Source organism: Paenibacillus sp. GCM10027626 (assembly GCF_042676285.1).
GTDB lineage: Bacteria > Bacillota > Bacilli > Paenibacillales > Paenibacillaceae > Paenibacillus_Z.
The window spans coordinates 312,801-329,231 of record NZ_JBHTHC010000002.1; the positions used below are offsets into that span (position 1 = coordinate 312,801).

General features: G+C 50.5%; 15 protein-coding genes. All 15 read left to right on the top strand.

Going from position 1 to position 16,431, the window contains the following annotated elements; all coding sequences use genetic code 11:
- Positions 1-51: 51 nt before the first annotated feature.
- The 15 genes from ACFQ0N_RS05285 to ACFQ0N_RS05355 all read left to right on the top strand — a co-directional run bounded on the left by ACFQ0N_RS05285 (position 52) and on the right by ACFQ0N_RS05355 (position 16,323).
- Positions 52-1,317 (top strand): M16 family metallopeptidase, encoded by a 1,266-nt coding sequence (locus ACFQ0N_RS05285; RefSeq protein ID WP_379323555.1) that lies wholly within the window; start codon positions 52-54, stop codon positions 1,315-1,317.
- A complete protein-coding gene (dut, locus tag ACFQ0N_RS05290) occupies positions 1,298-1,741 on the top strand; it encodes a dUTP diphosphatase (protein WP_379323557.1) in 444 nt (147 codons plus the stop codon). The genes ACFQ0N_RS05285 and dut overlap by 20 nt, the downstream gene beginning before the upstream one ends.
- 234 nt (positions 1,742-1,975) lie before the next feature.
- The gene (gene dpsA, locus ACFQ0N_RS05295) at positions 1,976-2,875 is read left to right on the top strand and encodes a dipicolinate synthase subunit DpsA (RefSeq protein ID WP_379323559.1); all 900 of its coding nucleotides are present in this window, start codon (positions 1,976-1,978) and stop codon (positions 2,873-2,875) included.
- On the top strand, positions 2,872-3,465 hold the full coding sequence (locus tag ACFQ0N_RS05300; protein WP_379323561.1) for a dipicolinate synthase subunit B: 594 nt from the start codon (positions 2,872-2,874) through the stop codon (positions 3,463-3,465). Before dpsA ends, ACFQ0N_RS05300 begins: the two co-directional genes overlap by 4 nt.
- A gap of 245 nt (positions 3,466-3,710) precedes the next feature.
- Positions 3,711-4,934 (top strand): aspartate kinase, encoded by a 1,224-nt coding sequence (dapG, locus tag ACFQ0N_RS05305; RefSeq protein ID WP_379323563.1) that lies wholly within the window; start codon positions 3,711-3,713, stop codon positions 4,932-4,934.
- Positions 4,935-4,971: 37 nt separating this feature from the next.
- Positions 4,972-5,853, top strand: coding sequence for a 4-hydroxy-tetrahydrodipicolinate synthase (gene dapA, locus ACFQ0N_RS05310; RefSeq protein WP_379323565.1), 882 nt, complete (start codon positions 4,972-4,974; stop codon positions 5,851-5,853).
- A 283-nt stretch (positions 5,854-6,136) separates the two neighbouring features.
- Positions 6,137-7,816 (top strand): ribonuclease J, encoded by a 1,680-nt coding sequence (locus ACFQ0N_RS05315; protein WP_379323567.1) that lies wholly within the window; start codon positions 6,137-6,139, stop codon positions 7,814-7,816.
- Between the two features lie 132 nt (positions 7,817-7,948).
- A complete protein-coding gene (locus ACFQ0N_RS05320; protein WP_379323570.1) occupies positions 7,949-8,683 on the top strand; it encodes a ClpP family protease in 735 nt (244 codons plus the stop codon).
- The gene (locus ACFQ0N_RS05325; RefSeq protein ID WP_379323572.1) at positions 8,680-8,904 is read left to right on the top strand and encodes a YlzJ-like family protein; all 225 of its coding nucleotides are present in this window, start codon (positions 8,680-8,682) and stop codon (positions 8,902-8,904) included. The genes ACFQ0N_RS05320 and ACFQ0N_RS05325 overlap by 4 nt, the downstream gene beginning before the upstream one ends.
- A gap of 66 nt (positions 8,905-8,970) precedes the next feature.
- Entirely contained in the window at positions 8,971-11,550 is a 2,580-nt protein-coding gene (locus tag ACFQ0N_RS05330) for an FtsK/SpoIIIE family DNA translocase (RefSeq protein ID WP_379323574.1), read from the top strand.
- A 132-nt stretch (positions 11,551-11,682) separates the two neighbouring features.
- Positions 11,683-12,456 carry a spore cortex-lytic enzyme gene (gene sleB, locus ACFQ0N_RS05335; protein ID WP_379323576.1) on the top strand — a complete coding sequence of 258 codons (774 nt, stop codon included), beginning with the start codon at positions 11,683-11,685 and terminating at the stop codon, positions 12,454-12,456.
- Between the two features lie 160 nt (positions 12,457-12,616).
- On the top strand, positions 12,617-13,900 hold the full coding sequence (gene yfmF, locus ACFQ0N_RS05340; protein WP_379323578.1) for an EF-P 5-aminopentanol modification-associated protein YfmF: 1,284 nt from the start codon (positions 12,617-12,619) through the stop codon (positions 13,898-13,900).
- A 6-nt stretch (positions 13,901-13,906) separates the two neighbouring features.
- Positions 13,907-15,193, top strand: coding sequence for an EF-P 5-aminopentanol modification-associated protein YfmH (gene yfmH, locus ACFQ0N_RS05345; RefSeq protein WP_379323580.1), 1,287 nt, complete (start codon positions 13,907-13,909; stop codon positions 15,191-15,193).
- Between the two features lie 14 nt (positions 15,194-15,207).
- On the top strand, positions 15,208-15,936 hold the full coding sequence (ymfI, locus tag ACFQ0N_RS05350; protein ID WP_379324275.1) for an elongation factor P 5-aminopentanone reductase: 729 nt from the start codon (positions 15,208-15,210) through the stop codon (positions 15,934-15,936).
- Between the two features lie 141 nt (positions 15,937-16,077).
- Positions 16,078-16,323, top strand: coding sequence for a DUF3243 domain-containing protein (locus ACFQ0N_RS05355; protein WP_379323582.1), 246 nt, complete (start codon positions 16,078-16,080; stop codon positions 16,321-16,323).
- Positions 16,324-16,431 lie beyond the last annotated feature (108 nt).

A 16,431-nucleotide genomic window follows, 5' to 3' on the forward strand; every position in this document is an offset into this window, starting at 1 on the left:
TAATTGCTTGCAGCGAAGAAACTGCTGTACAAAACGTCAGGAGGAACTGCGGTGAATACTTACACCCTAAGCAATGGTCTGCGCGTTGTTGTTGAGTATATCCCAACATGCCGCTCAGTTTCATTCGGAATCTGGGTCAAGACGGGCTCGCGCAATGAAACGACCGACAATAACGGGATTTCCCATTTTATCGAGCACATGCTGTTTAAAGGTACAGCTCGCCGTTCGGCGAAAGATATTGCCGATTTATTCGATGGCATCGGCGGCAATGTCAATGCGTTTACGGCCAAGGAATATACCTGTTACTTTGCCAAGGTGCTCGATCAGCATCTGCCGCTTGCTGTCGATGCGCTGGCTGATATGTTTTTTGAGTCGGCGTTCGACGAGACTGAGCTGGCAAAAGAGAAAAACGTCATTTTGGAAGAGATTGCGATGTATGACGATACGCCCGATGATAAGGTGCATGACGAAGCATCGCGGGCATCATACGGCAGCCATCCGCTGGCCTATTCGATTCTTGGAATCGAGGAGCGGCTGATGGAAATGAATGCCGATTCTCTGCGAGCGTATATGAAAAACCATTATCGCCTGGATAATACGGTTATCAGCGTCGCGGGCAACGTGGAAGAAAAAGCGTTATTGACGCTGCTTGAGCAGCATTTTGGCAAGTTTGCCAACAAGGGCGCCGCTGAGGCAGTGACAGCTCCTGTTTTTGACGGCACTTATTTGTTTCATAAAAAGAAAACGGAGCAAAATCATATTTGTCTGACCTTCCCCGGCTGCTCGATCGCCGACCCGCAGCTGTATGCGATGATATTGCTCAATAATGCAATCGGCGGGGGCATGAGCTCGCGTCTGTTCCAGGAAATTCGCGAGAAGCGGGGCCTGGCCTATTCGGTATATTCCTATCATACTTCGTATGCGGATAGCGGCTTATTTACGGTATATGCAGGTACAGCGCCCAAGCAGACGAAGGAAGTGCTTGATTTAACGGTGGAAATGATGAGTGAGCTTGGTGCAGGAGGCCTGTCGGACGCTGAGCTCCATCGCGGCAAGGAGCAGCTGAAGGGCAGCTTAATCTTAAGCTTGGAAAGTACCAGCAGCCGTATGAACCGGCTCGGCAAAAACGAGCTGATGCTCGGCAGACATTATACGCTGGACCAGCTGTTGCAGCGTATCGATTCGGTGACGATGGACGATATCAAAGAAGTGACCAAACGTATGCTGTCCGTCCCATTTGCTGTCGCAATGGTAGGAAGCAACGATAAAGCAGCAGCATCTCTGGGGAGGAATAGTCTTGTTACAAGTACAATTTAAACGGCAGCCGGGAAATGAAGATCTGCCATTGCCGTGCAAAATGTCTGAGCTCGCTGCGGGGTTTGATCTGCATGCAGCTGTAGCGGAGCCTGTCATGCTATTGCCGGGAGAACGCAAGCTTATTCCGACGGGCTTTGCCATGGCAATGCCGGCTAATCTTGAAGCGCAGGTTCGCCCGCGCAGCGGGCTTGCCTACAAGCATGGCATTACATGCCTGAATTCACCTGGTACAATCGATGCTGATTACCGTGGAGAGGTTAAAGTATTGTTGATCAACTTAGGCCAAGAGCCATTTGTGATCGAGCGTGGCGAGCGCATTGCGCAAATGCTGTTCCAACTCGTTCCCGACATTGCGATTCAAGAAGTGGATGAATTGTCCGAAACCGTTCGCGGAGCTGGCGGCTTCGGGCATACTGGCGTATAGCTTTAGTAAATGCATATAGCAGCAATCAACGAGCCTTCATTTTTCGTTTGACTTCGCGCGGCGGAGTAAACGGAACAATGAAGGCTTATTTTTTGTTGGCTGAAGCGGGCGCCTATCTATAAGGATGCAAAGCACCCATTGCCTGTGCCGGCATACAATGATTTATACCCAGCCGTGAGCGCTAGGGTAGAGTGCGGAGAACGTATAAAGAACGGTGAGAGGAGTGATTTATACATGCTGACAGGCGTACAGATTGTCCTGATCGGCGGCGACGCGCGCCAACTGGAAGTCATTCGCAGGTTAAGCGAGATGGACGCTGTTGTAACGGTAGCTGGCTTCGATCAATTGCATACGCCGCTGGATGGTGCTGTCCGCTCAGAGATGAATGAAGAACTTTTTCGTCATGCAGATGCGCTTGTTTTGCCGGCAGTCGGCACAGAGGACGACGGACAGATTTTGGCTGTCTTTAGCGACCGGGAGCTCGTGCTAAAAGATGAGCATGTTGCGCTGCTGCCAAAGCATTGCACGATCTATGCCGGAATGGCGAAGCCATATTTGCGGCTATTATGCGAGAAATACGGCATTCGCCTGGTGGAATTGTTTGATCGGGACGACGTTGCGATCTATAATTCCATCCCAACTGCTGAAGGTGCACTTATGATGGCAATACAAAATACAGATATTACTTTGCACGGCTCCTCATGTATGGTTCTCGGTTTTGGACGCACCGGCTTTACGATGGCACGGACATTGCAAGGCTTGGGGGCGCATGTTCAAGTTGGCGTGCGGCGCGAGGAACACTTGGCCAGGGCGTACGAAATGGGGTTTAAACCGTTCCATGTGCGCGATTTGTTGAGCTATGTGGGGAATATTGACTTGCTTTTTAACACAATTCCGACTATGATAGTCACAGCGCAAATTATTGCAAATTTGCCTTCGCGAGCAGTCATTATCGACCTTGCCTCGAAGCCTGGCGGAACGGATTTTCGCTTTGCTGAGAAGCGGGGTATTAAAGCGTTGCTCGCCCCGGGTCTCCCAGGAATCGTCGCTCCTAGAACCGCTGGACGCATCATTGCGGAATGTCTTAGTCGATTGATTATGGAAGAGACCAGTAAGCGGGGGAATGCGCAATGAAATGGCAAGGCAAAACGGTCGGGTATGCACTGTCCGGATCACATTGCACGTTTGCAGAAGTGATGCCGGTTATTCAGCGCTTTGTTGACGAAGGAGCGAATGTCATTCCGATCGTCTCGCAGACGCTGATGACGACGGATACGCGATTCGGAACATCGGAAGAATGGCAGCGCCAGCTGAGGACGATAACAGGTAATTCCTTGATTTCTACAATAGTGGAGGCAGAGCCGCTCGGGCCGTCGAAGAAGCTGGATGTACTCGTTATTGCCCCTTGTACGGGCAATACGACAAGCAAGCTGGCCAACGCGATGACCGACAGTGCGGTACTTATGGCTGCGAAAGCGCAGATGCGCAATGAGCGTCCGCTCGTGCTCGCTATATCGACGAATGACGGGCTAGGTTTGAATGCGGCGAACATTGCTAAGCTGCTTGTATGTAAAAATATTTATTTTGTACCGTTCGGACAGGATAATCCGGCGCAGAAGCCGAATTCTTTGGTGGCAAGGATGGATCTTGTTCCCGAAGCTTGCGAGGCTGCTCTGCAAGGTAAACAGCTACAACCGCTCCTCATTGAGCGTTTTAATTATTAAGCGGCTATTGATAAGTTATTTTCGGTCAGCAATCAAGGCAGCCAGCGGCTGCGGCACGATTTTGGATCGGAGCGCAGCTTGAATATGTGGATTGTCTCCAAAAATGCTTGCTAAGTGTAAGAGACTCCGTATTGATCACAGTGTAAACCTTGCAATGCAAACTGCAAACCGGCTTCTAACAGATGGCAAGATTTGGGATGGTCGGCGATTCGGCAGTGTTGACGGTCGAATACGGAGGTTAGTTCATGCCAATTCTTGTGCAAAAGTATGGCGGAACATCGCTCTCTTCGGAACAAACACGCGGTTTTGTACTGCGACATATTGCAAGAGAACGGCAACGATCCTATCAACTGGTCGTTGTCGTCTCTGCGATGGGCAGAAGAGGCGACCCTTATGCGACAGATACGTTGCTTGCCCTTGTGCACAACAAAGGCGGTACAATACCGCAGCGGGAGCGGGATCTGCTTCTTGGCTGCGGGGAGATTATTTCCGCAGTCACTTTGTGCAGTCTGCTGCGTGCCGAAGGCATCCCTTCAGTCGTGCTGACAGGCGGCGGCGCGGGAATTTTGACAGACAGCCAGTTTGGGAGAGCGCGGATTTTGACCGTGAAAACGGACAAAGTGCTGCAGTTATTGCAGCAAAATCAAGTCGTTATCGTCACCGGCTTCCAAGGAATCGATGAGAAGGGTGACTTGACGACCCTTGGCAGAGGAGGAAGCGACACCTCTGCTACTGCTCTTGCTGCGGCATTGCGCGCGGAACGTGTCGACATATATACAGACGTGAACGGGATACTGACCGCGGATCCGAGAATCGTCGAGGATGCCCGTCCAATCCCTGTCGTTGGCTACGCAGAAATATGCAATATGGCCCGTCAAGGAGCGAAAGTTATTCATCCGCGGGCAGTTGAAATTGCCCAGCAGTCGCACATACCGATTCGCGTTCGTTCGACCTTTTCCGAGGAGGAAGGGACGCTTGTCACCGATCAGGCGGATGTGCTGGCAGCGGCGTCCGGCTCAAGTGTGAAAGACCGGCAAGTGACCGGTGTAACCCATGTGAGCGGCGTGACCCAAATTACTGTAACTGCACATAAAGGCGATAACGATGTGCAATTGAATGTTTTTCATGCTATGGCGAAGCATCAGATTAGTGTTGATTTCATTAATGTCACGCCTGGAGGGGCCACCTATACCGTATTCGATGAGGATGCTGACGCCGCAGTCGAGGTATTGCAATCGATTGGCTACGAGCCTTTTGTTGTGAAGGGCTGCGCCAAAGTATCGATTATCGGCGGCGGAATGAATGGCGTGCCCGGCATTATGGCGAGTATCGTGGAAGCGTTGACGAAGAGGGGGATTCCGATCCTCCAATCGGCCGACTCCAACACCACGATATGGGTGCTCGTTCGTGAGGAGAATATGGTGGAGGCACAGCGTTCGCTGCATGCCCAGTTCAACCTGCATGAATAATGGATAGATATGTATAATAGTTCAGGAGGCAGTCAAGATGGAATTCGGCAGATTAATTACCGCAATGGTCACTCCCTTCAACGAAGAAGGCGCTATTGATTGGGATGAAACAGGGCAGCTTATCGATTATTTGATCGATGAGCAAAAAACCGACAGTATCGTTGTATCCGGGACTACAGGCGAATCGCCTACATTGACCGATGGAGAAAAGGAAGAGCTGTTCCGGTACGCCGTCAAGCGCGCTAATGGTCGCAGCAAAATAATTGCAGGAACGGGCAGCAACGACACTGCTCACTCCATCCACTTGACGAAGATTGCCGAAAGCTGCGGTGTAGACGGCATACTTCTTGTTGTACCTTATTACAACAAGCCGAGTCAGGAAGGCATGTACCAGCATTTCAAGGCAATTGCTAATGCAACTACGCTGCCTGTCATGCTGTACAATGTCCCTTCACGCACGGTTGCAAGTATGTCAACGGAGACGACGCTTCGTCTTGCCCAGATCGACAATATTGTCGCTACTAAGGAGTGTGCTTCTACAGATCAAGTAACGCAGCTGGTAGCAGGAGCGCCGGAAGGCTTTTACGTATATAGCGGTGATGACAGCGCTGCATTGCCTGTACTTGCAGTAGGCGGGTATGGCATCGTGAGCGTAGCCAGCCATGTCATTGGCGCGCAAATGAAGCAAATGATCGAAGCCTATCTGAATGGCAACGTAAAAGAGGCGGCAGCACTGCATCAGCAATGCTTCCCGGTTTTCAAAGGCCTGTTCGAATTGCCGCATCCGGTACCTAATCCGGTGCTTGTTAAGGCTGCTTTGCAGCTTCGCGGCTTAGCCGTTGGCGGCGTTCGCCTGCCGCTCGTAAACGCAACCGAACAGGAGCTGGCGGCACTGCGCAGTCTGCTGGGCAATAGCTGATCGTCCGCAATTATAACATCTCGCTCGCTGGAAAACCGGTGCGTCTGCATCGGTTTTTCGCTTTGAAAGAGACGGTTTTAAACGGTTACTTGTGTTTCTTAATTTCAATCATGTATAATGATCTCAAGTGACGATGGGCGGCAAATATTAGAAATTGGGGAAATCGAAGAAGGAGCATCGTGTTGAAGCTCATTCTAAGAAAATATATTTAGAGCGAATTTCATTGCTCGTTGACAAATGAGGTTCGTCAATAATTGTTCAATTACAGGAGGTTTAGATTCACTTGTCAAAAAAAAACAACCAGGATAAGTTGCTTATTTTTGCGCTGGGTGGCGTCGGCGAAATTGGAAAGAACATGTACGTCATTCAGTATGGCAATGATATTGTAGTCGTCGACGCAGGACTGAAGTTCCCAGAAGAGGACATGCTCGGTATTGATATTGTAATTCCAGATATTACATATTTGACGGAAAATCGTGAAAAAGTTCGCGGTATTCTTATTACGCATGGACATGAGGACCATATTGGCGGTCTGCCATACGTTTTGAAGCATCTGAATGTTCCCGTTTACGGAACAAAGCTTACGCTTGGCTTGATCGAAGGCAAGCTGAAGGAAGCCGGCTTGCTCGGCGAAACAAAGCGCATATTGATTCATGCTGATTCCGAAGTGCAGCTCGGATCGATTCATGCGTCATTTTTCCGCACTAATCATAGTATTCCGGACTCTGTCGGCGTTTGTCTCGACACACCGGAAGGTATTGTTGTCCATACAGGCGACTTTAAATTTGATCATACGCCAGTCAACGATCAATATGCCGATTTGCAGCGTATGGCTGGGATTGGAAGCCGCGGCGTGCTTGCGCTGCTGTCGGACAGCACGAATGCGGAGCGCGCAGGCTTCACACCGTCAGAGAGCATGATTGGAACGGAGCTGGAGGATATTTTCCGCAAGGCTACTCAGCGGGTAGTCGTTGCTACTTTTGCTTCCAATGTACACCGCATTCAGCAGGTCATTAATGCGGCAATGACGACGCGCAGAAAGATTGCGGTCGTGGGACGCAGTATGGTCAACGTTGTCACGATCGCTTCCGAGTTAGGTTATTTAAACATTCCCGAAGGTATGCTGATCGAGCCGGAAGAAGTGAACAAGATGGCGGCTGACCGGGTTGTGGTGCTGTCTACAGGCAGTCAGGGCGAGCCGATGTCAGCGCTGACCAGAATGGCCAGAAATACACATCGCAAGGTCGATATTTTGCCTGGTGATACCGTTATTATCGCGGCGACGCCAATCCCTGGCAATGAGCGTTATGTCGGGCGTACAGTCGATGAATTGTTCCGCCTTGGCGCTAATGTCATATACGGGCCGGGCTCTGTATCCGGCGTACACGTATCAGGTCACGGCAGCCAGGAAGAACTGAAATTGATGCTCAACCTGATTCGACCTAAATTTTTCATCCCGATTCACGGTGAATACCGCATGCTTCGTCAGCATGGCCTGCTTGGCGAATCCGTCGGCATCGAGAAAGAAAATATTTTCATCATTGAGAACGGTGACACGGTTGAATTCCAAGGGGGGACGGCGCGCAAAGGCAACAAAGTGCCGGCTGGAAATGTGCTTATCGATGGACTGGGAGTGGGCGATGTAGGCAATATCGTCTTGCGCGACCGCAAGCTGCTGTCGCAGGATGGCATATTGGTCGTAGTCGTCACGCTGAGCAAGCAGGACGGCACCATATTGTCCGGGCCGGACATCATCTCCCGCGGATTTGTCTATGTGCGCGAGTCAGAAGGACTGCTTGAAGAGGCGAACCGTATTGTCACCTCGACGCTTCACAAACTGATGAGTGATAAAGTGAATGAATGGGCATCGCTGAAGACGAACGTTAAGGATGCGCTGGGCCGCTTCTTGTATGAGCAAACCCGTCGCCGGCCGATGATTTTGCCAATCATTATGGAAGTATAGAAAGGGTGGTCGTCACCTTCTTCGCATGAAGAGGGGGCGATCGCCTTTTTTGTATTTGCCGGGTCGTTCTAGGGCATTCTAGGGCAAGGCGTGTTTCGAGCGCAATGTTCGATTTAAGGGAGGATATAAGCGATGGAAGAGTTTTTCCAAGACAACAATGAAAACAGTGAGCAGCCTGAGCCTGCAGAGGGCAAGCCGGCTGTAGTTGAGACGATTCAGCAATTAGGTCAGACCGCTGCGCCGGCGACGGATTCTAACATTTTTTGTATGACAATCATCGGACAGGTAGAAGGGCATCTCGTGCTTCCGCCGCAAAACAAAACAACGAAATACGAGCATATTATTCCCCAGCTGGTTGCAGCAGAACAAAATCCGAAAATTGAAGGTATTATTATCGTTCTAAATACTGTTGGGGGCGATGTGGAAGCAGGGCTGGCGATTGCAGAAATGATTTCATCATTAACAAAGCCGACCGTCACGCTTGTCCTGGGGGGAGGACATTCAATCGGCGTACCGATCGCTGTTGCGGGCGTTAAATCGTTCATTGCAGCTACAGCGACGATGACGATCCATCCGATTCGCTTGAACGGTTTAGTCATTGGTGTGCCGCAAACGTTTGAATATTTGGAAAAAATGCAGGAGCGGGTTGTTAGATTTGTTACCTCCCATTCCAACATATCGGAAGAACGGTTCAAAGAGCTGATGTTTAAGACGGGAGAGCTGACCCGGGACATCGGAACGACCGTCATTGGACCGGACGCAGTCAAGGACGGGCTGATCGATGCAGTGGGCGGCATTGGCACGGCGCTGCAGGAGCTAAACCGTTTTATCAATGAAAGAAAACAAAGTAAGGGGCTGCCGCAATGACGATCTATACGAATGTGCCGCTCGAGGTTGTCTTAAACGGGATGAATGAGCAGCCTGGCCCCTTTGTCGATATCGACATAGCAGGAATCCGCATGCAGATCGTCCCGGTCTCTCCGGGGATTGGCCGTATTGTGCGACTGTTGGAATGCCCGCTGGACACTTATTTAAAGCCCGAGTATACGCCAGGAACACTAATTGCTTATGGGAATAAAGGGGAGTGAAAATCAGGAAGGTGTGAGCCGTTTCCTGCTAACCTATGGTATAATGTTCACCAGAGGTGACTGATCTTGGCGAAACGAAGACGGAAGAAAAAGAGCACGCTCGGAGCGAATTTGAAGTACGAAGTTTACGGCATTTTGCTCATTACACTGTCTGTTATCGCCCTATCAGGCGAGGCGACAGTCGGCCGCTCGCTGTCCAAATTGTTTGGACTTTTATTGGGGAAATTTTATTTTGTAATCGCCCTGGTCGGTATATATGTCGGATTGATGGTAATGATCAAGCGGACATGGCCGTCCGGATGGTCTACACGGAAAAGCGGTTTTCTGTTGCTTGTGCTGGCTTTAACCCTGTACAGCTCCATCATCGTGATGGACAAAAAGACAGAGCCGGTGGGCGGATTAACCGCCGGTTACATACTGGAGCAGCTGGGCTCCGATGTGCGCGGCGCATTGTTGGACTCTGCGCCTGCCTCAACAGGAAGCGAGATCGACATGGCAACCAAATCGATCAGCGGAGGTTATGCAGGCGCATTCCAATATTGGATTTTATTTTTGCTTTTCGGCTACAGCGGTTCCAAATTTGTCATGATCGTGATGTTTGCCATATCTTTCATGCTGATGACGGGAATGTCCTATGTTGAATTAGCGCGGACCATTCGTACGCGCGGGGGGCGTCTGCTGTCGCTTCTGCGGATGAAAGTTTCATCCGGTAAAGGATCTGGACTGGCATTAGCATCGGCTGGCGGCAAAGGAAAGACGAAGCGAAGCAAGCGGGCATCTGCGGATGATGATGTAGACGAAGATGAGGAAGCGTTATACGAGGAAGTCAAAATGGAGCCGGTTAAAGGTGACCAAAAGTTTTCCCTATTGTCCTGGCTGGGATTCAAGGATGAGCCGGAAGCGGCACCTGAGCCGGAAGCAGAAGACGATGAATATGGCTCGACTGCCGGCAAAAAAGCGCGCCGCAAGAAAAAGATATGGGAAGAGGAGCCGGAAGAAGAAACCCTGGTATGGGACGGCTATGCGGAGAAGGAGACGATTGCAGCAGCTGACCGCGCCCCATGGGAGGACGAGCCTGACATGTCTCAGACGGATGCCGATTCGGCTGAGCACACGACGCCTTCCTTACCGGAAACCGAAAACTCCTCGCCGCTTATTTCAAGCCCGGCGCTTGAACAGGAGGGAGAGGAGACCGGCGAAGCGGCTTTGCCGCCAGCAGAGCTCGTAAAACCTTATCAGTTTCCGCCTATGTCGCTGCTTGCGAAGCCAAATGGCGGCAGAAGCGGGGACAGCGCGGACGCGAACGATTCGCGGCGCAAGCTAGAAGCTACACTCGAAAGCTTTGGAGTGCGGGCACAGGTGCTCGACGTTGTACGCGGTCCTGCTGTTACGCGTTATGAGGTGCAGCCGGCAAGCGGTGTTAAAGTAAGCAGAATTGTTAGTTTGACAGACGATATCGCGCTTGCCTTGGCAGCGAAAGATATCCGGATGGAAGCGCCGATTCCAGGAAAGTCGGCCATCGGGATCGAAGTGCCAAATACGGAAGTCTCAATGGTCACCATGCGGGAGGTTATGGAAACGACATCGTTTCTGAATGCGCCGTCCAAGATGTCGATCGCTTTCGGAAGAGATATATCCGGACAGACAATCGTCGGCAATTTGGCGCGAATGCCCCATTTATTAGTTGCCGGCGCCACCGGATCAGGTAAATCGGTCTGTATCAACGGGATAATTACGAGCATTTTGTACAAAGCCCGGCCGGACGAAGTGAAATTTCTAATGATCGACCCCAAAATGGTCGAATTGAATGTGTATAATGGAATTCCGCATTTGCTGGCGCCGGTTGTTACTGATCCCCGCCGCGCTTCACTCGCTTTGAAAAAGATTGTTGTCGAGATGGAGAAGCGCTACGAGCTGTTCTCGAAATCGGGCACGCGCAATATCGAAGGCTATAACTCTTTAATGGCTGACAATCCCGCTGCCATTTTGCCGTTTATCGTCGTCATCGTCGATGAGTTGGCTGATTTGATGATGGTTGCGGCCGGTGATGTCGAGGATGCGATTTGCCGGCTGGCACAAATGGCGCGCGCGGCAGGCATCCATTTGATTATCGCCACACAGCGCCCGTCTGTCGATGTCATTACAGGCGTAATTAAGGCGAACATCCCTTCCCGGATCGCCTTCGGCGTTTCTTCGCAGGTCGATTCGCGGACGATCCTCGACTCAGTAGGCGCTGAGAAGCTGCTTGGACGGGGGGATATGTTATTTTTGCCTGTCGGCATGTCCAAGCCGATTCGTGTGCAAGGTGCCTTTTTGTCGGATCAGGAGGTCGAGGCGGTCGTTCATTTTGTCCGCGGGCAGGGAGAAGCGGAGTATAAGGAAGATCTGGTGCCGGAGGTGGATGACAACAGTACAGAAGATCAAACGCTGGACGAACTGTTCGATCAGGCGGTGCGTGTTGTTTTAGAAGCCAAGCAGGCGTCGGTATCGCTGCTGCAAAGACGAATGCGCGTCGGCTATAATCGGGCTGCGCGCCTTATCGACCAGATGGAGGCGAAAGGGGTCATCGGCCCTTACGAAGGCAGCAAGCCGCGCGAAGTGTTGATGACGCTCGATCAGTATGATTCGGATAAAATAAGTTCCTGAGCAGGATGATTCCGCAGCAATCGCCAAAAATACACTGTAATCGTGCATAGAAGGCAGACCGGTTTCTCATACTAGGGGTAAGCTCGCTACTTGCTTAATAATCCACTTGCAAGAGAAAGGCAGATCCTTAGAATGAGAATACGATTAGTTACGTTAACTGCTGTGATTGTCTTTTTGTTGTTCGGTTCGTTTACTATGATGCATTCCGGCAATAGAAAATCGACCGAAACGTTCAGCAATGCGACCTTGACAGTGGGGTCGTCCGGCAGCGACATCTATGAATTACAAGGCCGATTGAAGTTCCTTGGTTATTTTAGCGGAAAAGTCGACGGTGACTTTGGTTCGGCAACGCTTGAAGCTGTCAAATGGTTTCAATGGCAATTCGGGATGAAGGCTGATGGGGTTGTCGGTCCGAAGACGAAGCTGAAGCTGTGGGAGGCTACAAAGCAATGGAGGCCGACAGCCGAGGAAAGCCCTCAGCCAAGCGGCGGCACCACTGCCGGGGGCGGCGGAGGCAGCCCATCCGTGCCTAAATCCAACCAGATGGGGCTGTCTGATAATGATTTGAAGCTGATGGCCAACGCTGTCTTCGGCGAATCCCGCGGCGAACCATACGAGGGACAGGTGGCGGTAGCGGCAGTTATACTCAACCGGCTCAAATCAAAAAACTTCCCCAACTCGATTTCGGGCGTTATTTTTCAGCCAGGGGCATTTACGGCAGTGGCCGATGGCCAGATCTGGCTGACGCCAAACGAGACGGCCAGCCGGGCGGTAAGAGATGCGATCAACGGCTGGGATCCGAGCGGCGGTTGCGAGTATTATTTTAATCCGGAGACAGCTACATCCAAATGGATCTGGACAAGGCCGCAAGTAAAAACGATTGGCAAACATATTTTTTGTATGTAAGGGCCGGTTTCAGGCTAATCAATTTCAAGCAAAAAAAGAGAAGCAGCCCGCCCGTAAAGCGGGTTGTTTCTTCCATTTCTAATCAGGTAGAATGGTATAGATTCAAATGGATTGGAATAGATTGACTTTATAAATATGAGCGGAAGGGGAAAGCCAGAACATGAACAAATCCCGCTTTGAAAGAGGGCAATTCGGGCGCATTCGGCTCCATGTCATGCCGACAAAACGCTTTAAAACATTTTCGATTTCTCTGTATGCCGGCTTGCCGCTATCCGAAAGCACGGTAACTTCTGTTGCCCTGATTCCTTTTGTACTGCGCCGCGGTACGGCTGCAACGCCAGAGACGATTGCCTTTCGCGAACGTTTGGATGAACTCTACGGCGCAGGCTTCGGCTTTGATGTGTATAAGCGCGGTGATTCGCAAATCGTCCAATTCCGAATGGATGTCATTAATGACCGGTTTGTTAGCTCTGACAAGCCGCTGCTTGCGGAATCCTTGCAATTGCTAGGGGAGGTCGTTACGAAGCCCGCTATGACGGAAGGTGGTCATTTCCGTCCCAAATATGTAGAAGCCGAGAAAGTTACCTTGCAAAAACGGCTGGAAGCGATCATTAATGATAAAATACGTTATGCGGCCGAGCGTTGCCTGGAGGAAATGTGCCATGATGAGCCGTATCGGCTGCATGCGCTTGGCCAGCGGGCAGATATTCCCGCGATTACGCCCGAATCGCTCACAGCAGTATACCGAGACTGGCTAGCGGAAGCGGCTTTCGATCTTTATGTCGTCGGGGACACAACCTTGGATGAGGTAGAGAGGCTTGTTGCTGAAGCGTTTGCTGTCGGAGAGGGAAAAGCCGCTTCCTATAAGGCGCCTGCCGATGCAGCGCCGGTGAAGGAAGTCCGGACCATTGTAGAGAGCATGGATGTTAGTCAGGGTAAGCTGAATATGGGGCTGCGGATCAACACTTTGTATGCAGACGATGATTATCCGGCCGCATTGATGTATAACGGAATACTGGGCGGATATCCGCATTCCAAGCTGTTTTTGAATGTCCGGGAAAAAGCGAGCCTGGCTTACTACGCTGCTTCGCGGCTTGACGGCCATAAAGGGATTTGCACGATTCAATCCGGCATTGAAATCGCCAATTTTGAGCGGGCAACGGCTATTATTCAGGAACAGCTGGAAAGTATGCGCGCCGGACAGTACAGCGAGCTGGAATTGAACCAGACGAAGGCGATGATTGCCAATCATTTGCGCGAGCTGCAGGATTCTGCGGGGGAAATGATTGCCTTTGATTTTAATGCCGTGCTTTCTGGCAAAGAACGAACGGCAGAAGAACTGCTGGAGCAGGTGCAGCAGGTGGATGCGGGGCAAATTGCAGCTATTGCTCAAAAAACAGAATTAGACACGATTTATTTCTTGCGTGACGGGAAAGGGGAATAGCAACCTATGGAAAAATTGTCCTATCCTGGCGTAGAAGAAACACTGTATCGGGAAGTTTTGGATAATGGGCTCGAAGTGATCCTGCTGCCCAAAGAAGGCTTCAGCAAGACCTACGCTACATTTTCAACGCGCTATGGCTCCATCGACAACCGGTTTGCAGTCGAAAGCGAGCCGCCTGTATCGGTGCCGGATGGAATTGCTCATTTTTTGGAGCATAAAATGTTTGAAGAGCCGACCGGCGACATTTTTGCCACCTTTGCTTCGCAGGGCGCTTCCGCTAATGCCTTTACAAGCTTTGACCGTACGGTATATCTGTTCTCGGCAACCGGGCAAATTGAAGCGAATTTATCGACATTGCTTGATTTTGTGCAGCATCCGTACTTTACGGATGAAAATGTGGAAAAGGAAAAAGGAATTATCGAGCAGGAGATTAATATGTACCGCGACAATGCCGACTGGCGGGTCTATTTTGGGCTGATTGCGGCGATGTACCATAATCATCCTGTTCATATCGATATTGCCGGAACAGCCGAGTCGATCAGTAAAATTGACAAAGAAACGCTTTATCGCTGCTACGAAACCTTTTATCACCCTTCGAATATGATTTTGTTCGTCGTCGGCGGCATTGAACCGGAACGGATCATGGAGCTTATTCGCAGCAATCAGGCGGGCAAAACATTCAAGCCACAGGGCGAGATTAGGCGGTTCTTTGACGAAGAGCCGGCTGCGGTGAAGCAGCGCAAGCTGTCAACCGTTCTTCCTGTTTCCATGCCGAAATGCCTGTTTGGCTTTAAGGAGACGAGGCCGGCAATGGAAGGAGACGCTTTGCTGAGGGCTGAAATTGGCACGAAATTGATGCTGGATACATTGCTTGGTTCAAGTACGCCGATTTATAATCAGCTGTACGACGATGATTTGATTTCTGATTCGTTCGGCTTTGAGTATAATAGCAGTCCGGATTATGCTTTTTCAGTCATTGGCGGAGAAACCAAGGATCCGGAGGAAATGATGCGCCGGCTGCGCGAAGCGATTGAAAAGGCAAAGGCCGATGGCATTGACGAACAAGCTTTTGAACGAACGAGACGCAAAAAAATTGGAGCTTATTTGCGATTGCTTAACTCCCCGGAGGCAATTGCCGGCGAATATACCCGTTACCGGTTCCGCGGCGCAGATTTGTTTCAGCTTGTACCTGTGTATGAATCGATCACACTGGATGAAGTAAACGAGCGTTTGCGTTCTCATTTCGATTGGGAGACAATGGCTGTCTCGATCGTGGCCAAGGAAGCGCATTGAAATCGCTCAAGGATATGACGGTGCTCATTACTGGGGGAAGCCGCGGTATTGGAGCGGCGATCGCTCGCCGCTTCGCCGTGGAGAGTATGAATGTCGTCATTCATTATATGCAATCCCATGAAGCCGCTAATGAAACAGCCCGCTATTGCATGCGGCAGGGGGCCAATGTGATGACAGTTGCTGCAGATTTGCGCTCAAGAGAGCAATTGCAGCGGATGTGCGAGAAGCTGCAGACAAGCGGCATGATGCCGGATATTGTCGTCAACAATGCGGGAATTGCCCATTACGGCATGCTTGCCGATGTAACCGAGGAACAATGGGACGACATTATGGCGGTCAATTTGAAGGGGATGTTTTTGTGCACGCAATTATTTATGCCGCATATGGTTGCCCAGCGCTTCGGCCGCATCATTAATGTGTCTTCCGTATGGGGGCTGTCAGGGGCTTCATGTGAAGTCATCTATTCCACGACTAAAGGCGGAATGAATGCTTTTACGAAAGCACTGGCTAAAGAGCTTGCGCCATCGGGAGTTACTGTGAATGCTGTAGCGCCAGGCGCTGTCAACACTGTTATGCTGGACAACTTGAACGAAGACGAAAAGCAGGCGCTGGAAATGGAAATTCCCGCCGGCCGCCTGGCGCAGCCGGATGAAATCGCCTCATTGGTCTATTTTTTGTCTTTACCGGAGTCAGCTTACATTACTGGACAAATTATTAGCCCGAACGGCGGCTGGCATACATAAAATTAACTTTTATGATACCTGGAATTTGCCTGCGGGGTTGAAACTTTTTCAAAGCGGATGTCGTCGAATAACTGTACCCTCCTAAGCGAATAATACGTTTGTCGCCTGTTACGCTGGCGAAAATACGAAGGAGGTGCACTCATGGCATCTGTGCTAACAAATTTTGAGGATTGGAAAAAGTTTTTGGCTGAACGCGTCGAGAAAGGAAAGAATCTTGGTTTGAGCGAAGAGACAATTTCCAATATGGCTTATGAAATAGGCTCATTTTTGGAAGAAAAAGTAGATCCAAAAAATGAACAAGAGCGACTGCTCAAAGATTTGTGGGATGTTGGCGATAACGAAGAACGGAAGACAATTGCCAAGCTGATGATCAAATTAGTTGATTAATTTGCATACTCACAAAAAAGCCTCCGTTCGGAGGCTTTTTATACAATCTTTCTGCATGAATGTTGCAGGATAATGGCGAATGCTGTAGAATATTCTTTTCTGATGCGT